This window comes from Pseudomonas sp. B20(2017) (assembly GCF_002113125.1).
Taxonomy (GTDB): Bacteria; Pseudomonadota; Gammaproteobacteria; order Pseudomonadales; family Pseudomonadaceae; genus Aquipseudomonas.
Genome location: NZ_NEJP01000011.1, coordinates 37,696 through 59,853, shown reverse-complemented (window position 1 = coordinate 59,853; position 22,158 = coordinate 37,696). Strand labels below are relative to the sequence as shown.

19 protein-coding genes are annotated in these 22,158 nt (G+C 62.6%); 5 read left to right on the top strand and 14 right to left on the bottom strand.

What is annotated here, in order from left to right; translation table 11 throughout:
* Positions 1 to 81: 81 nt before the first annotated feature.
* Complete coding sequence (gene selD / locus CAF63_RS17085; RefSeq protein ID WP_085686645.1) at positions 82 to 1,116, top strand: selenide, water dikinase SelD; 1,035 nt, start codon at positions 82 to 84, stop codon at positions 1,114 to 1,116.
* A complete protein-coding gene (mnmH, locus tag CAF63_RS17080; protein WP_085686643.1) occupies positions 1,116 to 2,219 on the top strand; it encodes a tRNA 2-selenouridine(34) synthase MnmH in 1,104 nt (367 codons plus the stop codon). Before selD ends, mnmH begins: the two co-directional genes overlap by 1 nt.
* Before the next feature lie 149 nt (positions 2,220 to 2,368).
* On the opposite strand, the gene CAF63_RS17075 is transcribed toward mnmH, so the two are convergent.
* On the bottom strand, positions 2,369 to 3,043 hold the full coding sequence (locus CAF63_RS17075) for a histidine phosphatase family protein (protein WP_085686641.1): 675 nt from the start codon (positions 3,041 to 3,043) through the stop codon (positions 2,369 to 2,371).
* 295 nt (positions 3,044 to 3,338) lie between these two features.
* Between CAF63_RS17075 and CAF63_RS17070 the strand changes: the two genes are divergently transcribed.
* Complete coding sequence (locus CAF63_RS17070) at positions 3,339 to 4,037, top strand: glutathione S-transferase family protein (protein ID WP_039770231.1); 699 nt, start codon at positions 3,339 to 3,341, stop codon at positions 4,035 to 4,037.
* A 246-nt stretch (positions 4,038 to 4,283) separates the two neighbouring features.
* On the top strand, positions 4,284 to 5,258 hold the full coding sequence (hemB, locus tag CAF63_RS17065) for a porphobilinogen synthase (protein ID WP_085686639.1): 975 nt from the start codon (positions 4,284 to 4,286) through the stop codon (positions 5,256 to 5,258).
* Between the two features lie 128 nt (positions 5,259 to 5,386).
* Here the strand turns inward: hemB and CAF63_RS17060 are convergent, their stop codons facing one another.
* Positions 5,387 to 6,916: an FAD-dependent oxidoreductase gene (locus CAF63_RS17060; RefSeq protein ID WP_085686637.1), complete on the bottom strand. Its 1,530-nt coding sequence runs from the start codon at positions 6,914 to 6,916 to the stop codon at positions 5,387 to 5,389.
* A gap of 195 nt (positions 6,917 to 7,111) precedes the next feature.
* Here CAF63_RS17060 and CAF63_RS17055 point away from each other — a divergent pair, with 195 nt between their 5' ends.
* A complete protein-coding gene (locus tag CAF63_RS17055) occupies positions 7,112 to 8,200 on the top strand; it encodes a DUF1615 domain-containing protein (protein ID WP_085686635.1) in 1,089 nt (362 codons plus the stop codon).
* A 78-nt stretch (positions 8,201 to 8,278) separates the two neighbouring features.
* Here CAF63_RS17055 and CAF63_RS17050 read toward each other — a convergent pair whose 3' ends face one another.
* The 12 genes from CAF63_RS17050 to CAF63_RS16995 form a co-directional block, all read right to left on the bottom strand.
* Positions 8,279 to 8,836 carry a phage infection protein gene (locus CAF63_RS17050; RefSeq protein WP_085722086.1) on the bottom strand — a complete coding sequence of 186 codons (558 nt, stop codon included), beginning with the start codon at positions 8,834 to 8,836 and terminating at the stop codon, positions 8,279 to 8,281.
* A gap of 113 nt (positions 8,837 to 8,949) precedes the next feature.
* On the bottom strand, positions 8,950 to 9,645 hold the full coding sequence (locus tag CAF63_RS17045; RefSeq protein WP_085686633.1) for an anti-sigma factor domain-containing protein: 696 nt from the start codon (positions 9,643 to 9,645) through the stop codon (positions 8,950 to 8,952).
* Positions 9,642 to 10,175 (bottom strand): sigma-70 family RNA polymerase sigma factor, encoded by a 534-nt coding sequence (locus tag CAF63_RS17040; protein ID WP_085686631.1) that lies wholly within the window; start codon positions 10,173 to 10,175, stop codon positions 9,642 to 9,644. Before CAF63_RS17040 ends, CAF63_RS17045 begins: the two co-directional genes overlap by 4 nt.
* A gap of 162 nt (positions 10,176 to 10,337) precedes the next feature.
* Positions 10,338 to 10,859 carry a DUF3455 domain-containing protein gene (locus CAF63_RS17035; protein ID WP_085686629.1) on the bottom strand — a complete coding sequence of 174 codons (522 nt, stop codon included), beginning with the start codon at positions 10,857 to 10,859 and terminating at the stop codon, positions 10,338 to 10,340.
* Positions 10,860 to 10,976: 117 nt separating this feature from the next.
* The gene (locus CAF63_RS17030) at positions 10,977 to 12,662 is read right to left on the bottom strand and encodes an ABC transporter ATP-binding protein (RefSeq protein WP_085686627.1); all 1,686 of its coding nucleotides are present in this window, start codon (positions 12,660 to 12,662) and stop codon (positions 10,977 to 10,979) included.
* 14 nt (positions 12,663 to 12,676) lie between these two features.
* The gene (locus tag CAF63_RS17025) at positions 12,677 to 13,699 is read right to left on the bottom strand and encodes an ABC transporter permease (protein ID WP_085686625.1); all 1,023 of its coding nucleotides are present in this window, start codon (positions 13,697 to 13,699) and stop codon (positions 12,677 to 12,679) included.
* Entirely contained in the window at positions 13,699 to 14,763 is a 1,065-nt protein-coding gene (locus CAF63_RS17020) for a microcin C ABC transporter permease YejB (RefSeq protein WP_085686623.1), read from the bottom strand. The genes CAF63_RS17025 and CAF63_RS17020 overlap by 1 nt, the downstream gene beginning before the upstream one ends.
* 1 nt (position 14,764) lies before the next feature.
* The gene (locus tag CAF63_RS17015; protein WP_085686621.1) at positions 14,765 to 16,636 is read right to left on the bottom strand and encodes an extracellular solute-binding protein; all 1,872 of its coding nucleotides are present in this window, start codon (positions 16,634 to 16,636) and stop codon (positions 14,765 to 14,767) included.
* 151 nt (positions 16,637 to 16,787) lie between these two features.
* Complete coding sequence (locus tag CAF63_RS17010) at positions 16,788 to 19,493, bottom strand: TonB-dependent receptor (RefSeq protein ID WP_085608296.1); 2,706 nt, start codon at positions 19,491 to 19,493, stop codon at positions 16,788 to 16,790.
* Between the two features lie 208 nt (positions 19,494 to 19,701).
* On the bottom strand, positions 19,702 to 20,103 hold the full coding sequence (locus CAF63_RS17005; RefSeq protein ID WP_011335072.1) for a biopolymer transporter ExbD: 402 nt from the start codon (positions 20,101 to 20,103) through the stop codon (positions 19,702 to 19,704).
* Positions 20,103 to 20,807: a MotA/TolQ/ExbB proton channel family protein gene (locus CAF63_RS17000; protein ID WP_085608298.1), complete on the bottom strand. Its 705-nt coding sequence runs from the start codon at positions 20,805 to 20,807 to the stop codon at positions 20,103 to 20,105. Before CAF63_RS17000 ends, CAF63_RS17005 begins: the two co-directional genes overlap by 1 nt.
* A 49-nt stretch (positions 20,808 to 20,856) precedes the next feature.
* A complete protein-coding gene (locus tag CAF63_RS16995; RefSeq protein ID WP_085686619.1) occupies positions 20,857 to 21,675 on the bottom strand; it encodes a TonB family protein in 819 nt (272 codons plus the stop codon).
* Positions 21,676 to 22,158: the final 483 nt, after the last annotated feature.

The window sequence follows — 22,158 nt, the reverse complement described above, 5'->3', positions numbered from 1 at the left end:
CCGCCCGCAAGGGCGGCTTTTTTTTGCCTGCAAAGCCCTCTGCTAGAATCCGTCCCATCACTTTCCGGAGACTGCCCCCCTATGAGCGAACCCATCCGTCTGACCCAGTACAGCCACGGCGCCGGTTGCGGCTGCAAGATTTCGCCCAAGGTGCTGGAGGTGATTCTGGCCGGCAGCGGGGCGCAGAACCTTGATCCGAAACTGTGGGTCGGCAACGCGTCGCGCGATGATGCGGCGGTGTATGAAATCGATGCCGAGCGCGGGGTGGTCTCGACCACCGATTTTTTCATGCCGATCGTCGATGACCCGTTCGATTTCGGCCGGATCGCCGCGACCAATGCCATCAGCGATATCTACGCCATGGGCGGCAATCCGTTGATGGCGATTGCGATCCTCGGCTGGCCGGTCAACGTGCTGGCGCCGGAAGTGGCGCGGGAGGTGATTCGCGGCGGGCGCGCGGTGTGCGATGAAGCGGGAATTCCATTGGCTGGCGGGCATTCGATCGATGCGCCGGAACCGATCTTCGGTCTGGCCGTGACCGGGCTGGTCGAAAAACGCTTCATGAAGCGCAACGACACCGCCACCGCTGGTTGCCTGCTGTACCTGACCAAACCGTTGGGCATCGGCATCCTCACCACGGCAGAGAAGAAGGGCAAGTTGCGCAACGCCGATATCGGACTGGCCCGGGACTGGATGTGCACGCTGAACAAGCCTGGCAGTCGATTCGGCAAACTGGCCGGGGTTACCGCGATGACCGATGTCACCGGTTTCGGCCTGCTCGGACACCTGGTGGAAATGGCCGACGGCAGTCATCTGACGGCGCGCATTTTTTATGATCGGGTGCCACGTCTGGCGAGCGTCGAGTATTACCTCGAACAGGGCTGCGTGCCGGGCGGCACTCTGCGCAATTTCGACAGTTATTCGAGCCGCGTCGGGCGGGTGCAGGAATTGCACAAGCGAGTGCTGTGCGACCCGCAGACCAGTGGCGGGCTGTTGATTGCAGTAACTCCCGAAGGCAATGCCGAATTCCTTGGTGTCGCTGCCGAACTGGGTCTTGAACTTGAGCCGATCGGCGAACTGGTCGAACGACAGAGTCATGCGGTCGAGGTGGTTTGATGTCCGTCGACTTCACCGATTACCGCGACATCTTCCTCAACGACCGACCGCTGATGGATGCCCGCGCGCCGGTCGAATTTCACAAAGGCGCGTTTCCCGGTGTGGTCAACCTGCCACTGATGAACGACATCGAACGTCAGCGAATCGGTACTTGCTACAAGCACCACGGGCAGCAAGCCGCCATCGAACTGGGCCATCAATTGGTGTCCGGGGCGGTCAAGGCCGAACGTGTTCAGGCCTGGGCGGATTTTGCCCGGGCGCATCCCGAGGGTTATCTGTATTGCTTTCGTGGTGGGCTGCGTTCGCAGATCGTGCAGCAGTGGCTCAAGGACGAAGCCGGCATTGACTACCCACGTATCGGCGGCGGTTACAAGGCGATGCGCGGTTTTCTGATCGACACCCTTGAACAGGCGACGGCCCAGTGCGATTTCGTGCTGCTGGGCGGCATGACCGGCACCGGCAAGACCGAAGTGCTGGCGCAACTGCGCAACAGCGTGGATCTGGAAGGTCATGCCAATCACCGGGGCTCCAGCTTCGGCAAGCGCGCCACCGGTCAGCCGTCGAACATCGATTTCGAGAACCGGCTGGCCATCGACTTCCTGAAAAAACGTGCCGCCGGCATTGATCAGTTTGTACTTGAGGATGAAAGCCGGGTGGTGGGCAGCTGCGCGTTACCGTTGCCGCTGTATCAGGGCATGCAGCAATACCCGATGGTCTGGCTGGAGGACAGTTTTGAAAACCGTGTCGAACGGATCCTGCGCGATTACGTGGTGGATTTGTCCGCCGAGTTCAGCGCCGTGCATGGGGACGAAGGCTTTGCGCTGTTTTCCGAGCGACTGCTGGCCAGCCTGGACAATGTGCAGAAGCGCCTGGGCGGGGAGCGGCACCAAAGGATGCTGCTTCTGATGGAAGAAGCGCTGGTGCAGCAGGGCCGCAGCGGCGCGGTGGATTTGCACCGCGCGTGGATCGAGGGTTTGCTGCGCGAGTATTACGACCCGATGTATGTGTTTCAGCGCGAGAAGAAGGGCGGGCGGATCGAGTTTGCGGGGGAGCGGCAGGCCGTTATCGAGTACTTGCGTGAGCGAGTGAATCAGCAAAATTGATGGTGCTTCTGCCGGCCTCATCGCGGGCGAGCCCGCTCCCACAGGTATCGCGGATGTACATGATATTCGTGCAGCGCCTTAAACCCTGTGGGAGCAGGCTTGGTCCGGGCGGTGATCCGACGATGGGGCTGTCCCAGACGAAGGATGACTCAGGTCGGACAGCTTTCCTGCCCGTTATCCAGCCCCTGTTTGTAGCTGTGGCTCTGCAGGCTGGCCTTGCCGTTGTGCCAGGTCAGGGTCAGCACATACAGCGAGTCGTAATCGCTGGATTCCCAATCCTCGGTGATCTTCTGCTTCCCGCCCACCGCATTGCCGGCAACCTTGTTGATCAATTCAGGAAGGTAGCCGTGTGACCACGCCGTGTAGATGGTCGAGTTGTGGTACTTGTCGTCGGTCAACTCCCGGGCCAGATCGCTGGTGTCGTTGGCCGAGAATTCGATGTTCACCGGCAGGCCGAGCTTGATCGCGGCCGGGCTGATGGTCATCAGCGGCCGGATGTAGCTGTAGGAGTTGTCCAGTTCGCCCTCCTCGACATTGCGCGTCGGGTTGGCGGCGAACACATAGTCGGCCTTGCCGAATTTTTCCGGCAGCAGGGTCGACAGGTCAATCGCCCGGTTCAAACCCTGGCAATTGAGCTGACCGAGACCACCGGCCGGTTTCTCCGCATGGCGCAGGAACACCAGGGTCTGGGTGCCGTCCACTGGCTGCGCACGGCTTTCGCTGGATTCCAGCGACAGGAACAGCGCGCTGACCGCCAGCAGGGTGGGCAGGGCCACATACGCGCGATGTTTGAAACGTTTGGCGAGTTTCATCAAGTTCGTCATGGGCTAAGGGTTCTTCAGTCTGTTCGGTTAAGGCTGACAAACCTCTGCACCGGTGCATGCGCGCCGGGTGTTTTCCCTGTCATCAATGGCTTGCTTGGAGCCCCCTGAGGCCCGTTTGGTTCGATCCTTTCAAGTGCGCCGCACTTTAACGTTCAATCTGAGTGGTTGGAGGGGAGGTTAACCACAGGATGTTGCGGATTTAAGTAAGCCTGCCGGCGAGGGCGCAAAGAACCCGAGCCAGAGCGTTGATGGTGGATTATGCTCAGGGCTTTCAATTTGTGACTGGATGCTACACATGACTGATCTGTCCGCGTTCCCGATCACCCAGAAATGGCCGGCCCAGTACCCTGACTGGATTCAGCTCTATTCCCTGCCGACCCCCAACGGCGTCAAGGTCTCGATCATGCTCGAAGAGATTGGTCTACCTTACGAGCCGCACCGCGTGGGCTTCGACACCAATGACCAGATGTCTCCGGAATTCCTGTCGCTTAACCCGAACAACAAGATCCCGGCGATCCTCGACCCTCACGGCCCCGAGGACAAACCGCTGCCGTTGTTCGAATCCGGCGCGATCCTGATCTATCTCGCCGACAAAAGCGGCCAGTTGCTGGCCCAGGAAGGCGCGCTGCGCTACGAAACCATCCAGTGGCTGATGTTCCAGATGGGCGGTATCGGCCCGATGTTCGGCCAGCTCGGTTTCTTCAACAAATTCGCCGGCAAGGACTACGAAGACAAGCGTCCCCGTGACCGCTACGTCGAAGAAAGCCGCCGCCTGCTCAGCGTCCTGAACACCCGCCTGGAAGGGCGCGACTGGATCATGGGCGAGCGCTACACCATCGCCGACATCGCCACGTTCCCGTGGGTGCGCAACCTGATCGGCTTCTACGAGGCGGGCGATCTGGTCGGCATCAACAACTTCCCGAACGTCACCCGGGTGCTGGAGCGCTTCCTGGCGCGACCGGCCGTTGTGCGCGGCCTGACCATCCCGTCCTGATTGGGCACATACCTTTTGTGGGAGCGAGCCTGCTCGCGATAGCGTTGTGTCAGCCAACACTTCTGTTTCTGATACGGCGCTATCGCGAGCAGGCTCGCTCCCACAAGTATGTTGAACCGCGACGAGGATTATTGCGTCCTGGGTAATGCACTGTTGATTGATCCAGGTTTGTACCCCGTCCCCCGCAAGGCATAAGCTTCGCCCCCTACGACTTTCGTCTCATCCGCTGTTTTCAGGAAAGGCCCCATGTCCAGTCAGTTCCCCGAAGCACGTCCACGCCGTCTGCGCCGCAATGCGAGCCTGCGCAGCCTGTTCCAGGAAACCGAGTTTTCCCTCAACGATCTGGTGCTGCCGATCTTCGTCGAAGAAGAGATCGACGACTTCGTGCCGATCAAGAGCATGCCCGGCGTGATGCGTATTCCCGAGCGCAAACTGGCCGGCGAGATCGAGCGTTATGCCCGTGCCGGGATCAAGTCGGTGATGACGTTTGGCGTGTCCCATCACCTGGACGCCAGCGGCAGCGACACCTGGCGCGAAAACGGGCTGGTGTCGCGCATGTCGCGGATCGCCAAGGACGCCGTGCCGGAAATGATCGTGATGTCCGACACCTGCTTCTGCGAGTACACCGACCACGGCCATTGCGGCGTGATGCACAACCATGAAGTCGACAACGACCAGACCCTGATCAACCTCGGCAAGCAGGCAGTGGCAGCAGCCCGTGCCGGTGCTGACGTGATCGCACCGTCGGCGGCGATGGACGGCCAGGTGCGGGCGATTCGCCGGGCGCTGGACGATGCCGGCTTCACGCAGATTCCGATCATGGCCTACTCGACCAAATTCGCCTCGGCGCTCTACGGCCCGTTCCGCGAGGCTGGCGGCAGCGCGCTGAAAGGCGATCGCAAAAGCTATCAGATGAACCCGATGAACCGCCGCGAAGCCCTGCGCGAATCGTTGCTCGACGAGCAGGAAGGCGCCGACGCACTGATGGTCAAACCGGCCGGCGCGTACCTGGACATCATCCGCGACATCCGCGAAGCCTCGACCCTGCCGTTGGCGGCGTATCAGGTCAGCGGCGAATACGCGATGATCAAGTTCGGCGCCCAGGCCGGGGCCATCGACGAAGATCGCGTGGTGCGCGAAAGCCTCGGCGCGATCAAGCGCGCGGGTGCGGATCTGATCTTCACCTACTTTGCGATGGACCTGGCCCTGGCCGGGATCTAAGCAACACCGCAAAACCCAATGTGGGAGCGAGCTTGCTCGCGATATCGGCGTATCAGACAACCCTGCATTGACTGACAGACCGCTATCGCGAGCAAGCTCGCTCCCACAGTGGTTTGTGGTGTTCTGAATCAGGTGAAAAACGGCCGGATCCCGTGATCACGGAAGTACCGTTCGATCACCTTCGGATCCGCGCTGTTGTCGGCAATCGCTACGTAAGTATCAGGGCGCAGCAGGTAAAAGCCGTTGCGCCCCAGCCCTGCCGTTTCAAACGCCGGACGCCAGTCGAACACGTGCAGCGGCAAGTGATGTTCATTGCACCAGGCGATCATCTCGTCGCTGGTGTCGCCGTACACATGCACCTGCCAGCACGGCTGGCGCAACGGCTCGTAATTGTCCCCCTCGCCATCATGGGCCCACGGCAAGCGGTCACCGCCGTGGACGTGCCCGGCCACGCCTTCGCTCAGCGCCATGCCCCGATAGTTGACGGTGATTTGCGAGACGGTGCGAAACAGGAATTCGCGGCTGGTCTCGAATGAGGCCATTTTCGGAATCAGGAATGGCGCCAGCCGTGTGCGCAACAGGTCGGCCATGCGGCCTTCGGCGGTGACGAAGCTGAAGACCTTGTCGGTGGTCGACACCAGTCGCCGGGCGAAGGCGATGCGCTCGGTTTCGTAGCTGTCGAGCAGTTTGGGCGTGGCCGCGCCGCCGAGCACTGCCGCGAGTTTCCACGCCAGATTGATCGCATCGCCGATGCCGGTGTTCATGCCCTGACCGCCGGCCGGGCTGTGTACGTGCGCCGCATCGCCGAGCAGGAACGCCCGGCCCTGGCGAAAGTGATCCGCCACCCGGTGATGCACGCGGTAGGTGGAGAACCAGTTGACGTCCTCGATGTGCACGTTCAAGTGTTCGATGGCGCGATTGCTGACATCGGAAAATTCCAGGGTTTCGGCGCGATCAGCGCGTTCGTCGCGCACGGTGCCGATCAGCCGCGCACGGCCTTCGCCGGCCAGCGGGAACACCGCCAGAAAATCCGCTTCGTCCAGATCCAGATGCAACTCGCCGTTGAGCGCCGGGCCGCTGGCCTGCACATCCGCGACATAGAAAATCTGCTGATAAGTGCCGCCGGGAAAACCGGTGTCGAGGGTTTTGCGCACGACCGAACGGGCTCCATCGCATCCGGCCAGATAGCAGGCCTGGCAGATTTCCTGCTCGCCATCCGGCAGGCGCAAATGCGCGGTGAGGCCGTCGCCATTCTCGGTGAAACTCTCCAGCGTGGTGTTGCGCTCGACGGTCACGTCGTAGTCTTCGAGGCGGTCGATCAACAGTCGCTCGTGTTCGTCCTGCGGGTACATTTCCAGAAAGGCATAGGGCGTCAGGCCTTCGCCGATCCGGTTCAGCGGTAGCTGCGCCACCGGTTTGCCCTTGACCCAGAAGTTCGCGGCTGCCACCCGGTGACCGTTGCGCACCACCGCGTCGGCCAGGTCCAGTTGCCGGTACAGCTCAAGGGTGCGCGCCTGCACCGCCAGCGCCCGTGAAGTGGTGCCGGGGGCGGAGCTCTTGTCGATGATGCGCACGCGTACGCCCAGTTTGCTCAGCCACAGGGCCAGCACCAGTCCGGTGGGGCCTGCGCCGATGATCAGAACATCACTGCGGTTCATGGTCTGTCCTCCTTCGCGTGTCCTGACCTGAGGCTTGCCACTGAGTGTGCAGCAGCAAGTATGGATCAGACGGCGAGGGCGGCCAGTCGGCCTGCCAAACGGGACGATGGAACAGCGCCGCCGGCCCGCAGTCCTATCCTGCACCCTGCGATTGCGCGTAGGGTTAACCCGGCTCAACGGACTGGATGAAGCGTTATGCACACCCCTCGATTATTCGTCAGCCTCGCCGCGCTGCTGGTGCTGGCCGGTTGCGCCGGTCAACGCAGCATCGAACCGGCGCCGCGCCCGTCCGCCGAGGTCAAGGCGCAGATCGTGCGCCTGCTGCCGGCAAAAACCGTCGACCGCCAGGGCTGGGCCACCGATATCTACGCCGCGTTCGCCGCCCAGGGCATCAGCCCGACCACGCAAAACCTGTGTTCGGTGCTGGCCGTCGCCGAGCAGGAATCCACTTTCCAGGTCGATCCACCGGTGCCCGGCCTGGGCAAGATCGCCCGTGACGAAATCGACCGCCGCGCCGCCAAGGTGCATATCCCGAGCCTGTTGGTCAGCGGCGCCTTGCAGGTGCGTTCGCCCAACGGCAAGACCTACAGCGAACGCCTGAGCGCCGCCCGCAGCGAAAAGGAATTGAGCGCGATTTTCGATGACTTCATCGGCTCGGTGCCGATGGGCCGCACGCTGTTCAGCGGTTTCAACCCGGTGCACACCGGCGGGCCGATGCAGGTCAGCATCGAATTCGCCGAGCAGCATGCCAAGGACTATCCGTACCCGGTGGACGGGACGATTCGCCATGAAGTGTTCACCCGTCGTGGCGGCATGTATTTCGGCATCGCCCATTTGCTGGGTTATCCGGTGAGTTATCGCGAGCCGCTGTACCGCTTCGCCGACTTCAACGCGGGCTGGTATGCCAGTCGCAATGCGGCGTTTCAGAACGCGGTCAGCCGCGCTTCGGGCATTCCGCTGGCGCTGGATGGCGACTTGATCCGCCCGGGCGCGATCATGCCGGGCAGCACGGAACTGGCGGTGCGCACCCTCGGCAAATCGCTGGGCATGCGCAATCCGGTGATCCGCGATCAACTGGAGAAGGGCGATAGCCTGACCTTCGAGGAGACGAAACTGTATCAGCGGGTCTTCGAGCTGGCGGAGCGTGCGGAAGGCAAGTCACTGCCCCGTGCGGTGTTGCCGGGCATCGTGCTGCAGAGCCCGAAGATCACCCGCAAACTGACCACGGCCTGGTTTGCCAAACGGGTCGACGAGCGCTATCGGCGCTGCATGGCCAAAGGCTGAGGACGATCAAAAAGGCATAAAAAAACCCGGCTGACGGGAGCCGGGTTTTTTCTGGGTTGTTGCGGTCAAGCCATTCATTCAGGCAACGCGACGTTCGATCAGACGATCCGAGCCACCTTCGGCAACGCGACGTTCGATCAGACGATCCGAGCCACCTTCGGCAACGCGACGTTCGATCAGACGATCCGAGCCACCTTCGGCAACGCGACGTTCGATCAGACGATCCGAGCCACCTTCGGCAACGCGACGTTCGATCAGACGATCCGAGCCACCTTCGGCAACGCGACGTTCGATCAGACGATCCGAGCCACCTTCGGCAACGCGACGTTCGATCAGACGATCCGAACCACCTTCGGCAACGCGACGTTCGATCAGACGATCCGAACCGCCTTCGGCAACGCGACGTTCGATCAGACGATCCGAGCCACCTTCGGCAACGCGACGCTCGATCAGACGATCCGAACCACCTTCGGCAACGCGACGCTCGATCAGACGATCCGAGCCACCTTCAGCGACGCGACGTTCAATCAGACGATCCGAACCGCCTTCGGCGATCATGGTGTGGGCCGGTTTGGCGGCAAATGCGTTGAAGGCCAGAACCGAAAGGGCAATGCTGAGGATGACTTGGCGTTTCATGATGGTGTGCTCCGGGGGTGTTGTTTGTTTGGTATGGAGCCGATGTTACGCCCGGGATTTTTTAAGAGAACTTCATTGACGTGATGGTGAACATCGACGCCGATGATGGTTTGTCACAACACCTTCACCGCGCGGCCAATCGCCTGGATCGGCCCGGTGGGTTTGCCGATCGGCGAGCCGTTGGCGCCTTCCAGCGTCAGCTCGAACAACTGGTTCGGTTGCAGCGGCGGCAGCTTGTCCAGCGGGATCGATAGCGCCTGGCCCGGTTTGACCAGCCCCAGCGACACCGGACCCTGCCAGCCGTCGGCCTTGGTCCAGAACTCCAGAGCCTTGTCGGCCGGCACCTCGACCACGCCCAGCGGAATCAACTGAATCTCCCGCGGACTGCTGGCCTGGATCACCCAGCCCGGCGCCTTGTCCTGCGGGGCGACCAGCACCACCAGAAAGCTCGGTTTCGGTGTGGTCTGGGTCAACAGGATCGAACCCAGCAACAAAGTCGCGGCCAGCCCGGCAGCGCTCAAACCGCGCCACAGCGACAGGCGATTCCACCATGAAATCTCTGGCACCCTCTTGTGGGTGAGTTGCCCGACACTGCGTTCGATGCGTTGCCACAGCTGCGACGAGGGCTGATGCGCCGGGGCGAGGTCCGTCAGCTCCAGCAGACGCCGCTCCCACGCATCCACCGCCGCTTGCAGCTCGGGCTCGTTGGGCAAGCGCCGTTGCACTTCGGCGCGCGCTTCGGCCGAGAGGGTGCCGAGCACGTATTCGCTGGCCAGTTCATCGCGTTCCTGCGCCGATTCGGTGGTCATCCCATGCACTCCCGCAACGCATTGAGGCTGCGTTTGATCCAGGCTTTGACGGTGCCCAGCGGCGTGTCGAGGCGCTGGGCGATCTGCGCGTGGCTGAAACCGTCGACGTAGGCGTGAAGGATGCAGCGGCGGCGTTGCGGTTCCAGTTGATGCAGGCAGCGATGGATGCGGGTCGATTGCGCCAGCGCATCGAAGTCGTCATCACTCGCGGGTGATTCGTTGCTGTCGTTCAGCGGGGTTTCACGGTCGTGATTGCGCAACACATTCAGCGCCAGATGCCGGGTCACGCTGAACATCCAGCCCCGGGCCGAACCGCGCGCCGGATCGAAACTCGCCGCGCCGGCCCAGATTTTCAGGAATGCATCGTGAACGATGTCTTCGGCCAGCGCCGTATCACGCACCAGACGCCGGGCCACACCGAGCAGGCGCGGACTTTCCTGCACATACAATTCGCGCAGGGCCCCGCGCTCGCCGCGGGCACAGGCGGCGAGGCGGGCTTCGTAATCGAACGCGGTTTCGGGTAATGGCATGTCCTGCAATCTAGCAAACCTCACCAAAACATCCAGGCAACACCGCGATCCGCATGGGAGGGAGCTTGATCCGGGCGGCGATCCGACGAAAGCGTTACCTCATTGAAGTTGATGCTGACTGACGTGACGCCTCGCGAGCAGGCTCGCTCCCACGGGCCGGGTTCAGTTCGCCGCCCAGAAAATGTAGTCGGCCTGGTACTTCACCACTTCCTGTTTACCCTTGTTCGCAGCCGTGCATTCGCTGCCCGGCGCCACGCCGCCCTTGAGCGCGACGCGCTGGATGTAGCTCACGCCGCTCATGGCGCCTTTGCCTTCGGCGGGGTTGGCCTTGACCAGTTGATAGGGCAGGTTGCCCGGGCTCGACGGTGCTACGGCCAGTTGCGTGCCGGTGACTTTCGAGCCGTCCTGCGCCTGCCAGGTAGCGGGCGGGCCGAAGTAGGTGCCGACCTGTTTGCCGCTGCGATCGTTGAGCACCGCTTTCGGGCCGACGAACACCCACTCGGTCTGGCCGGCGACATTGGCCTTGTCCCGGCATTCGTAGGTGATCTCGCCGACCCCGGTGGTTTCCATTGCGATCTTGTGGCCGTCCGGCACCTTGATCGCGTCGGGATAACTGCTTTGGGCAAAGCTTGTCGAGGCGACGGCGAGCAAACCGGTGAGGCCAATCAGTTGGGTGATGTTCATCAGTGCTTCTCCGAAAAGGGTAAACGGCTGACAGCCGAAAGAGGGCTGTTACAGGGACTACCCGTGACGGAGGCGTTTGGATGCAGTGGCCGGAAAATAAACTTCAAACCCCATCGATTACCCCTGTGGGAGCGAGCTTGCTCGCGAATACGGTGTGTCAGCCACATAAATGCTGACTGATCCGACGCCTTCGCGAGCAAGCTCGCTCCCACAGGGATCTTTGTCAGGCTTCAGGCCGGAGGCTTTCAGGAGTTCCTGGGTATAGGCATGCTGCGGCGCCGCAAAAATCTGGCGCGACGCTCCCTGTTCCACCACCTTGCCGTCCTTGATCACCATCAAATCGTGCGCCAGCGCATGCACCACCGCCAGGTCATGGCTGATGAACAGGTACGTCAAGCCATGGCGGATCTGCAACTGCCGCAATAATTCCACCACCTGTTTCTGCACCGTGCGATCCAGCGCCGAGGTCGGTTCGTCGAGCAGAATCAGCGCCGGTTCCAGCACCAGCGCCCGTGCGATGGAAATGCGCTGGCGCTGGCCGCCGGAGAATTCGTGGGGATAGCGATGGCGGCTCTGCGGGTCGAGGCCGACTTCCTCCAGCACACGGATCACCGCTGCCTCACGCTCTTCGGGCGTGCCGATGCCGTGGGTCAGCAGGCCTTCGGCGATGATCTGTTGCACCGACATCCGAGGGCTGAGGCTGCCGAACGGGTCCTGGAACACCACCTGGATCTGCCGGCGCAACGGGCGCATCAAACGCTGATTGAGCAGGCTCAGTTGCTTGTTGCCGAACCGAATATCGCCCTCGGATTCCACCAGCCGCAGAATCGCCTGGCCCAGCGTCGACTTGCCCGATCCGGACTCGCCGACAATGCCCAGGGTCTTGCCCCGTTGCAGACGGAAACTCACGCCGTCCACGGCCTTGATGTATTCCTGGGTGCGGCTGAACAACGCTTTGGGCAGCGGGAACCAGACTTTCAGATCATCCACTTCCAGCAGGTTGTGATCGTAGCGACTCGGCACCGGTGCCCCCGACGGTTCCGCCTCGATCAGCAGGCGGCTGTAGGGATGCTGCGGGGTGCGGAACAGCGTTGCGCAATCGGCCTGTTCGACGATTTCCCCGTGGCGCATCACGCACACCCGTTGGGCGATGCGCCGCACCAGATTGAGGTCGTGACTGATCAGCAGCAGCGACATGCCGAGGCGTTGCTGCAACTCGATCAGCAGCTCGAGAATCTTCTGCTGCACGGTCACGTCCAGCGCTGTGGTCGGCTCATCGGCGATCAGCAATTCCGGTTCGTTGGCCAGCGCCATGGCGATCATCACCCGTTGCCGCTGGCCGCCGGAGAGCTGATGCGGATAGGCCTTCAAACGCTGCAACGGCTGGCGAATGCCGACCAGTTCCAGCAGTTCCAGCGTGCGCTGGCGCGCGGCGCGGCCCTTGAGTCCCTTGTGGATTTCCAGCACTTCGCTGATCTGTTTTTCCACCGTGTGCAACGGGTTCAGCGAGGTCATCGGCTCCTGGAAAATCATCGCGATGCGGTTGCCGCGCAAGCCGCGCATTTGCTGGTCGCTGGCGTGCAGCAAATCCACGCCGTTGTAGCGGATGCTGCCCGTGCTGCTGACGGTCTTGGCCGGCAGCAAACGCAGGATCGAGTGCGCCGTCACCGACTTGCCCGAGCCGGACTCGCCGACCAGTGCCAGGCATTCGCCACGGCGGATGTCGAGGTTCACGCCGTGCACCACTTCGTGCCCGGCGAAGGCGACGCGCAGGTCGCGGATTTCAATCAGGTTGTCGGTCATTTCAGCTCCGGGGATCAGGATCGCGGATCGAACGCGTCACGGCAGGCTTCGCCGATAAACACCAGCAAGGAAAGAATCAGCGCCAGGGCAAAAAACGCCGTCAGCCCCAGCCACGGTGCTTGCAGATTGCGCTTGGCCTGGCCGATCAGTTCCCCCAGCGACGCGGTGCCGGCGGGCATGCCGAAGCCGAGAAAATCCAGCGCGGTGAGGGTGGCGATGGCGCCGGTCAGAATGAACGGCAGGTAGGTGAGGGTGGAGGTCATGGCGTTGGGCAGAATGTGCCGGCGCATCAGTTCGCTGTCCGTCAAGCCCAGGGCCCGCGCGGCCTTGACGTATTCCAGGCTGCGCCCGCGCAGAAACTCGGCGCGCACCACGTCCACCAGTGCCAGCCAGGAAAACAGCGCCATGATCCCCAGCAGCCACCAGAAACTCGGCGAGACGAACCCGGACAAAATGATCAGCAGGTACAGCACCGGCAGCCCCGACCAGATCTCCAGCACCCGTTGCCCGAGCAAGTCGACCCAGCCGCCGTAATAACCCTGCAACGCCCCGGCGACGATGCCGACCAGCGCACTGACCGCGGTGAGGATCAGCGCAAACAGAATCGAAATCCGCGTGCCGAAAATCACCCGCGCCAACACGTCCCGGGCCTGATCGTCGGTGCCCAGCCAGTTGCTGGAGGACGGTGGACTCGGCGCCGGTTCAGTGAGGTCGTAATTGACCGTGTCGTAGCTGAACGGGATCGGCGGGAACAGCATCCAGCCGCCCTGATCCTCGATCAGTTTGTGCACGTAATTGCTAGCGTAATCCGGCTGGAACGGCAGTTCGCCGCCGAAATCGGTTTCCTGATAATCGCTGAGGATCGGGAAGTAAAAAGCGTCGTGGTAGCGGATCACCAGCGGTTTGTCGTTGGCGATCAGTTCACCGCCGAGGCAGATCAGGCACAGCCCGACGAACAGCCACAGCGACCAGCGCCCGCGACGGTTGGCCTTGAATTGCGCGATGCGCCGCCGGCCGAGAGGGGAGAGTGTGAACATCAGGCAGTCCTCGCCGAGAAGTCGATGCGCGGGTCGAGCAGGGTGTAGCAGAGGTCGCCGATCAGCTTGATCAACAGGCCGAACAGGGTGAACAGGAACAGCGTGCCGAACACCACCGGATAGTCCCGAGACACCGCCGCTTCGTAGCTCATGCGGCCGAGGCCGTCGAGGTTGAAGATGGTTTCGATCAGCAGGGAGCCGGCGAAAAACACCTCGATCAACGCCGACGGCACACCGGCCACCACCAGCAGCATCGCGTTGCGAAACACATGGCCGTAGAGCACGCGCCTTTCGGTCAGGCCCTTGGCGCGCGCGGTGATCACGTACTGGCGGCTGATCTCGTTGAGGAAGCTGTTCTTGGTCAGGATCGTCAGCGTCGCAAAACCGCCGATCACCAGCGCCGTCACCGGCAACACCAGGTGCCACAGGTAGTCGCCGACCTTGCCCCACAGGCTCAGGCTGTCGAAATTGTCCGAGACCAGACCTTGCACCGGAAACCAGTTGACGTAGCTGCCCCCGGCGAACACCACGATCAACAGGATCGCGAACAGAAACGCCGGCATCGCGTAACCGACGATGATCGCCGTGCTGCTCCAGACATCGAACGCGCTGCCGTTGCGGATCGCCTTGCGAATGCCCAGCGGGATAGAAATCAGGTAGGTGATCAAGGTCGCCCACAGCCCGAGGGACAGCGACACCGGTAGCTTCTGCACGATCAGATCCGTCACCTTCGCACCGCGAAAGAAACTGCTGCCCAGGTCCAGTTGCGCGTAGTTCTTGAGCATCAGCCACAGGCGTTCGTGCATCGGTTTGTCGAAACCGTAGTGGTGCTTGATCTCTTCGATCAGCGCCGGGTCCAGGCCACGGCTGCTGCGTCCGGCCCCGCCGATCGCAGTCACTTCGCTGGCGCCGCCCATGCTGTGTCCGCCGAAGCCTTGCAGGCGAGCGATGGCCTGTTCCACCGGGCCGCCGGGCGCGGCCTGCACGATGACGAAGTTGACCACCAGAATGCACAGCAGCGTCGGGATGATCAGCAACAGACGTCGACTCAGATAACGCCACATGTCACTGGCCCCCCGCGAGCTGGTGCAGGGCACTCATTTGCTGATTGGTCAGCGGCTTGGCCGAGACCTCCCACCAGGTGTCGAGGCCTTCGCTGTAAATCGGTTGCACCGACGGCCTGCCGAAGCGGTTCTGAAACACCGTCGGCGTGCCTTTGGAGTAGTAGTTGGGAATCATGTAGTCACCCCATTGCAGCACCCGGTCGAGGGCGCGGGCGTAACGCACCATGGCGTCGCGGGTATTGGCCTGGACCAGACCGTCGATCAGCCGGTCCACCGCAGGGTCGGCCAACACCATCGAATTGGAGCTGCCGACTTGCGTGGCGCTTTGTGAGGCATACAGGCTGTACAGCTCGCGGCCCGGCGAGACGATCGGATCGCCGCTGCGCGGGAAACTGGTGACGATCATGTCGTAGTCCCGGGCGTTGAGCCGGTTGATGTACTGCGCCGAATCGATACGTCGCAAATTGAGGGTGATGCCGATCTGCGCCAGGGTGCGTTTGTACGGCAGCAGCATGCGGTCGAAGCCGCCCTGGCCGTCGAGGAAGGTGAATTCGAAGGGCTCGCCGGCGGCGTTCACCAGACGGTTGTTTTTCGGCGTCCATCCGGCCTCGGCCAACAGCTTCAGGGCCTGCAACTGCTTGTCGCGAATGTAGCCGCTGCCATCGGTTTTCGGCGCCTGATAGACCCGGCTGAAAACCTCGTCCGGAATCTGTCCGCGCAGCGGTTCGAGGATCGCCAGCTCCCCGGCGTCGGGCAGCGCGGTGGCGGCCATTTCACTCTTCGGCCAGTAGCTGTTCTGGCGCACGTAGAAGCCGCGCATCATTTGCTTGTTGGTCCACTCGAAATCCCACAGCAGGCTCAGCGCCTTGCGCACCCGGCGATCCTTGAACAGCGGGTTCTGCAGGTTGAACACAAAACCCTGGGCGCTGGTCGGTTTGTCCGGGGCGAGAATTGCCTGTTGCAGGCGCCCGTCGCGCAGGGCCGGGCTGTCGTAGCCGACCACATAGCCGGACGAGGAAAACTCGCGGTTGTAGTCGAACGCGCCGGCCTGCAGCAGTTGCCGGGCGACGTCGGTGTCGCCGTAGAAATTCACGGTCAGGCTGTCGAAGTTGTACATCCCGCGGCTGACCGGCAGGTCTTTGCCCCACCAATCCGGATCGCGCTGGAAGCCGATGCTGCGCCCCGCGTCGACCTTGCTCACGCGGTACGGGCCGCTGCCCAGCGGAGGCTCGAAGCCGCCGCCGTTGGCGAAGTCGCGGGTTTTCCACCAGTGCTCGGGCACCGGCCGCAGCGACGCCAGATCCAGCGCCAGGGTGCGGTTGAGGTTGTTCTTGAAGGTGAAGCGAATCTGTCGCGGGCCTTCGATCAGCACGTCCTGCACATCGGCGTATTGCTGGCGATAACTCAGGCTGCCCTTGGTCATCAACAGCTCGAAGGTGTAGCGCACGTCCTCGGCGGTGATCGGCGTCCCATCGGCGAAGCGTGCCTCGGGATTCAGGTTGAAACGCACCCACAGGCCACCGGGGTCGCGCTCCATGGATTGCGCCACCAGACCGTAGACGGTGTAGGGCTCGTCCAGCGAGCGGAACGCCAGCGGCGAGTACACCCAGTCGTTGACCTGCACCACGGAAATGCCCTGATCGGCGTACGGAGTGATGTAGTTGTACTGACCGATCTCCATCGAAGCGCGGCTGAGCGAGCCGCCCTTGGGGGCGTCGGGATTGACGAAATCGAAGTGCTGGAAACCGGCGGGGTATTTCGGCGCCTCGCCGTACACCGTCATCGCGTAGCTGCCGCCGGCCAGCGCAGATGCCGCGTTGCACAGCAGCGCGCTGCCGAGCAGCAGGCCGGCCATGTTGCGCAGAAAACTCATGAGATCACTCCTCAAACCTCTGAAGTACACGGAACCCATGTGGGAGCGAGCCTGCTCGCGAATGCGGTGTTTCAGCGAAGTGTGAGTCGACTGACAAGACGCCTTCGCGAGCAGGCTCGCTCCCACAAGGTGAGAGGTGTTTTATTTCGGGTTAGAAGTGGTACGTCATGCGCGCAAACAGCGTGCGGCCCAGCGGGTCGGTGTAGCGCGGGTCATAACCGCTCTGGAAGTTGTAGGCCTGGTTGGAGAACGGCGGATCGCGGTCGAACAGGTTCTTCACTCCGGCATCGACATCCAGCACCTTGTCGAAGGTGTAGCCGGCCGACAGGTCCCACACCGAGTACGACGCGACCCGCGCGTTGGTCTCGCGGTCGTAGTCGTTGTAGCCGGTGGTGAAGCGGTTGGTCAGCGCCGCGCGGGCTGCACCGAAGGTCCAGGAACCGGTCAGGTTGTGTTTCCAGCGGGCAATCACACCGTCGCCCTTGAAGTCGCCGACCTTGTCGGTGAACGGGCCCTTGATGGTGCTCTGGAAGTCGTACTCGTCGACATAGGTGCCTTGCAGGCCCAGACCGAACTGACCGTACGGCGTGTTCGGAAAGCGATAGTCCAGCGACACATCGACGCCGTTGGTTTCGACGATGCCGAGGTTGGCATTGCCGGTGACGATGTAATTGAGCGTGCCGTCGGCGTTGCGCACGAAGCGGTCAGGGTAGCTGCCGGCCTGATCGAACACGGTGGATTCCGGGAACGGCTGGATCTGGTTGGAGATGTGAATCCACCAGAAATCCAGGCCGACTGACAGATTGCTGACCGGCTGATAGACAAAGCCCAGCGTCACGTTGCGCGCTTTCTCCGGGGCCAGGTCTTCGTTGCCGCCGATCTGGTTGAGGAACTGCTGACCGCAATCGCGCCCACCGTTGCCGCCCGGTTGCACCACGCCGCCGGTACACAGCACCGGGTCGTTGTAGTAGCCCTGGGTGTAGGTGATGCTGCGCGGCGAATACAACTCATACAGCGACGGCGCGCGGAAGCCTTCGCTGTAGGCGCCGCGGACCACCAGCTCCTTGAGCGGCTGATAACGGAACGAATATTTCGGGTTGGTGGTGCTGCCGAAGTCACTGTATTTGTCGTGACGCACGGCGGCGGACAGTTCCAGGCTGTCGAGCACCGGCACGTTGATTTCCGCGTAGGCGGCTTTCACGCTGCGGTCGCCCTCGACACTGCCGGCCGGGTCGATGCCCAGGCTCTGGATGTCGCCGGCAAAGGCTTCGAAATCCTGGTGGAATTTCTCTTTGCGGTACTCGCCGCCCAGGGCCAGGCCGGACGGACCGGCACCGAACCAGTCACCGATTTCGCGGCTGATTCGCCCGTCGAAACCGGCGACCCGACCGACCGCCGTGGAATAGGCGCCGTGGTACGCGGCCTGATCGATGTACTGCTGACCGGCGCTGGTCTGCGGGCCGAACGGGTTGAGCAGGCCGCTGGCCAGACCGTCGATCATCGCCTGATCGCTGACGTAGCCGCTGGTAACGCTGGAGACGATCTTGTTCTGGTTGTACGAGGCGCCGACGTTGTAGTCCCAGCCGCCGACCAGACCGTCGAAGCTCAGCAAGAAGCGCTGGCTGGTGTTCTGGTCTTTCGATTCGCGCGGGCCGGCGGCGGTCTCGCGCCAGTTCACGTCCACCGGTTGCGTCGGGTCGAGGGCGAAACCGGTGGGCGCCGGGGTGATGCCGTTGCCGGGGTAGTAGGGCGAGGACGAATCCAGGCTCAGGCCGGTCAATGGCGCAGGTCCCACGGCGGTGGCGTTGTTGTTGCGCGACCAGAAGTATTCGAGGTTGACGTTGTGGTCGTCGGCCAGTTTGCCGGTGGTCTTGCCGAAGAACGAAGTCTTCTCGGTCTGCGGCACCAGGTCGATGTATTCGCGGGTGCTGAAACGGCAGAGGCCGTCGCGGGCCACCAGGTTGGGGCCGTTGCAATTGCTGTTGGCCAGCGGGTTGGTGGCGTTGCCGTTCTGGCTGTAGTTGCCGGGGAACGCGGTGCCGGAGGTCTGGTCCAGGCCACGGCCGGGCACGTAGTCGCGGGCGAAGGAGCGGTCGTTGGCGTCGAGGTTCTGCTGCTTGTTGTAGTTGAACACGCCGAGCACGTTGAAGCGGTCCTGTTCCAGGTCGCCGTAGCCCCAACTGGCGCTCATGTCCTTGGTCGCACCGCCGCCACTGTGGGTCGGGGTTTCGCCGCCGAGTGTGAGCTGGCCGTCGGTCATGGATTTTTTGGTGATGAAGTTGATCACGCCGCCGATGGCGTCGGTGCCGTACAGGGCCGAGGCGCCGTCGCGCAGCACTTCCACGCGCTCGATCGCGGCAAACGGGATCATGTTCAGATCCACCGCGCCGCCGGCCGAGTTGGTACCCGACAGGGCGTTGTTCGCCAGTCGCCGACCGTTGAGCAGCACCAGCGTCTTGTTCGCGCCGATACCGCGCATGTCGGCGAACGAGGCGCCGCCGGTGGCCGCGCCAACCGAGCCCGCGCTGTTGTTGATCGACTGGCTGCCGGTAATGCGCTGCACCAGTTCGGCGGTGGTGGTCACGCCCTGTTTGCGCAGCTCATCTGCCTTGAGCACGGTGATCGGCACCGCCGTTTCCGCGTCGACCCGACGGATCGCCGAACCGGTGACTTCGACCCGTTGCAGTTGCGTGGTCGGTGCGACCACCGCCGCAGCGGCCGGGACGCTGTTGTCGTCCTCGGCGGCCTGAACCCCGGCGCCCATCCCCATGGCCACCAGGTACAACGGAACGAAACGGTGGCGGGAAATCGTCGCCACCAAGGGTTTGAGCGTGAAGCGTGGAGTGTTCATCAGCATGGTTGTTTCCGACTTTGTTAGACGTTTATCGAAATGGCCTTGTGAGCCCTCTTTGCACGGAGCACGGTGGTGCCGCGCCGCGAAAACCACTTTCTTCAAGCAAGCCGATCCCCTCCGAAGACGCGCTGCGTTTTTTCGGTCGGCCGATTGCGACGGGATTCAACGAGCGGTGTCGGGCGCGTCCCTCACTGCGCGCCCGACACCGCCGTCAGCGGGTGGTCATCACCGATATTTTGGTGATGCCCGAGCGCTCGATGGACGCCATGGCTTTGGCCACCTGGCCGTAATTAACGGCGGAGTCGGCCTGCAGCTGCACGCGCACGTCGGCGTCCTTGGCCTTGACCTCCTTGAGGCTGGCCTCCAGTGATTCCGGCGCCAGCTCGGTCTTGGCCAGGAAGAACTTGCCGTCCTGGTCGACGCTGACCACCACCGGGTCTTTCTTTTCAGCGGGAGCGACGGCGTCGGTTTTTGGCAGGTTGACCTTGATCGCGTTGGTCATCAGTGGCGCGGTGACGATGAACACCACCAGCAGCACGAGCATCACGTCCACCAGCGGCGTGACGTTCATTTCGCTGAGCACTTCATCGCTGTCTTGAGTGGAAAAGGACATCAGCTGGCCTCCCGCACGGCGGCCGTGGATTTGGCGATGGCCTGACGGCTGATGGAAAACGCGCTGCGCGAGGCGAGGGCGTCGAAGTCGTGGGCGAAGTCATCCATGTCCGCCGACGCCAGCTTCAGGCGCCGCAGGAAGAAGTTGTAGATCAGCACCGCCGGCACCGCGACGGCAATCCCCACGCCGGTGGCGATCAGCGCATGACCAATGGGGCCGGCCACGGTTTCCAGGCTGGCCGAACCGCTGGCGCCGATGCTTTGCAGGGCTTCCATGATTCCCCATACGGTGCCGAACAAACCAATGAACGGCGCGGTGCTGCCGATGCTGGCGAGGATCGCCTGGCCGTTTTCCAGCGAGCGACGTTCCTTCTGGATCTGCTGGCGCAGGTTGCGTTCCAGTCGATCGGAGCGGTTGATGGTGTGCGCCAGTTGCTGGGTGGTGCGCGGGGATTCTTCCACCAGCAAGGCTTCAAAACCGCTGCTGGCGATCCGCGCCAGCGAGCCCGGATACTGGCTGGCGTGTTCGGCGGCGGTCAGCAAGTCCGGCGCACCCCAGAAGGCTTTGCTGAATTGCTTGTTCTGGGTTTTCTGGCGCAGGTATTGCGCCGACTTGACTAGCAGGATCGCCCAGCTGACCACGGAAAACAGCACCAGCCCCCAGAGCACGCCGGGGACAATCATCGAAGACAAAGAATCGTTCATGGCTACACCTCGCTTGCGTTAATCGGTTGTGAGTTCGGTTGTCGCGCCGTCATTGCGGCAATTTGAAATCGATGGTCTGGGTGGCGAAGCCGTCGATCGGTGTGTCGCCGCGTTTGGCCGGGATGAACTTCCAGGCCTTCACCGCCGCGACTGCCGCGTCATCCAGTTGCGGCTTGCCGCTGGATTTGGTCACCGTCACCGAGCCGGCGCGACCGTTGGCCAGCACCTGAATCCGCAGCACCACGCTGCCTTCCCAGTTGCGCCGCAGCGCCAGCGACGGGTATTCCGGCGGCGGGTTGCCGAGGCTGGCGAGGCCGGAAATCGCCGCCGACTCTTTCACCGGGCCCGGTGCCGCCGCAGGTGCCGGAGGCGCGCTCGGGGTGGCCGGGGCGGCAGGCGCGGCCGGTTGCGCAGGGGCGGGCGGCGCTTTCGGCGGCTCGGCCTTTTTCACCGGTTTGGGTTTCTCGACCGGTTTCGGTTTTTCGATCGGCTTGGGTTTCTCCACCGGTTTGGGCGGTGGCTTGACCGCGTCCTCGTCTTCCACCGGTTGTTCCGGTTCGGGCGGTGGCGGCGGTGGGGGCGGCGGCTCCGGTGTCGGCGGGGCCGGCGGTGTCGGGCTGGTCAGCTCGACGGTCATTTCCGGAATTTCCGGTGGCGTGGGCAGCGGTTCGGCCCGCGCCTGCTGGAAAAACCACCAGGCGCCGCCGTGTATCAGCGCCGACACCGCCACCAGCAACAGCATCTGCTGTTTGTTCAGGCCGCCGGGCTGCGAAGTGTTGGCCTTATAGACGGGCCGGCCCGCTACCGACGCAAGCGCTGCGTTCGGTACTGGCCCCGGCGGCGTTCTGTGCTTTACCGCATCGTTCATTAAAGCTCCCTCGGGTGGATGAAGGGCAATAAGGTGCCGTTCGAACAACACAGGGTTGTTCGAGTGAGTGGTCGCAACTTTCATACAGGTGTGCAGAAGCCGATAGTTGAACTATCTATTGAACAGGGCTTGTGCCACTTATTGCTTCAGTAATGTCGACTTCGATGGTTCATTGATCCGGTCCGTGGCTGTTCTTTTATAAGTGAGTATGCAATTGAGGGGCGAACATCATTCTTGCCCTCATGATTGATGCAATAGCAACCGCTGTGCCAAAGAGTGACCAATTGTGTAGCGCCTATTTCACGGATGATACCTATGTCGCATTTATATAAGTTTCATTGAGCACGCCGGTTTTCATGGGCGCATAACCTCCCGACGGCCCTGTTTGCAGGGCTTTTTTCGGGGCGAGACAGGCTTGGCGCGGTATCGCGCTGTTCAGCGAGATAGAGCGGCTGTTCTCGTGTCGGCCAGGACGCGTGATGG

Bases quoted from the DNA above. Each gene is read 5' to 3' on its own strand.
- CAF63_RS17050 (WP_085722086.1), bottom strand. From the start codon at position 8,836: ATGAAACGCCAAGTCATCCTCAGCATTGCCCTTTCGGTTCTGGCCTTC.
- CAF63_RS17070 (WP_039770231.1), top strand. From the start codon at position 3,339: ATGACTGATCTGTCCGCGTTCCCGATCACCCAGAAATGGCCGGCCCAG.
- CAF63_RS17030 (WP_085686627.1), bottom strand. From the start codon at position 12,662: ATGACCGACAACCTGATTGAAATCCGCGACCTGCGCGTCGCCTTCGCC.
- CAF63_RS17055 (WP_085686635.1), top strand. From the start codon at position 7,112: ATGCACACCCCTCGATTATTCGTCAGCCTCGCCGCGCTGCTGGTGCTG.
- CAF63_RS17060 (WP_085686637.1), bottom strand. From the start codon at position 6,916: ATGAACCGCAGTGATGTTCTGATCATCGGCGCAGGCCCCACCGGACTG.
- selD (WP_085686645.1), top strand. From the start codon at position 82: ATGAGCGAACCCATCCGTCTGACCCAGTACAGCCACGGCGCCGGTTGC.
- hemB (WP_085686639.1), top strand. From the start codon at position 4,284: ATGTCCAGTCAGTTCCCCGAAGCACGTCCACGCCGTCTGCGCCGCAAT.
- mnmH (WP_085686643.1), top strand. From the start codon at position 1,116: ATGTCCGTCGACTTCACCGATTACCGCGACATCTTCCTCAACGACCGA.
- CAF63_RS17010 (WP_085608296.1), bottom strand. From the start codon at position 19,493: ATGCTGATGAACACTCCACGCTTCACGCTCAAACCCTTGGTGGCGACG.
- CAF63_RS17000 (WP_085608298.1), bottom strand. From the start codon at position 20,807: ATGAACGATTCTTTGTCTTCGATGATTGTCCCCGGCGTGCTCTGGGGG.
- CAF63_RS17020 (WP_085686623.1), bottom strand. From the start codon at position 14,763: ATGTGGCGTTATCTGAGTCGACGTCTGTTGCTGATCATCCCGACGCTG.
- CAF63_RS17015 (WP_085686621.1), bottom strand. From the start codon at position 16,636: ATGAGTTTTCTGCGCAACATGGCCGGCCTGCTGCTCGGCAGCGCGCTG.
- CAF63_RS16995 (WP_085686619.1), bottom strand. From the start codon at position 21,675: ATGAACGATGCGGTAAAGCACAGAACGCCGCCGGGGCCAGTACCGAAC.
- CAF63_RS17035 (WP_085686629.1), bottom strand. From the start codon at position 10,859: ATGAACATCACCCAACTGATTGGCCTCACCGGTTTGCTCGCCGTCGCC.
- CAF63_RS17005 (WP_011335072.1), bottom strand. From the start codon at position 20,103: ATGTCCTTTTCCACTCAAGACAGCGATGAAGTGCTCAGCGAAATGAAC.
- CAF63_RS17040 (WP_085686631.1), bottom strand. From the start codon at position 10,175: ATGCCATTACCCGAAACCGCGTTCGATTACGAAGCCCGCCTCGCCGCC.
- CAF63_RS17075 (WP_085686641.1), bottom strand. From the start codon at position 3,043: ATGACGAACTTGATGAAACTCGCCAAACGTTTCAAACATCGCGCGTAT.
- CAF63_RS17045 (WP_085686633.1), bottom strand. From the start codon at position 9,645: ATGACCACCGAATCGGCGCAGGAACGCGATGAACTGGCCAGCGAATAC.
- CAF63_RS17025 (WP_085686625.1), bottom strand. From the start codon at position 13,699: ATGTTCACACTCTCCCCTCTCGGCCGGCGGCGCATCGCGCAATTCAAG.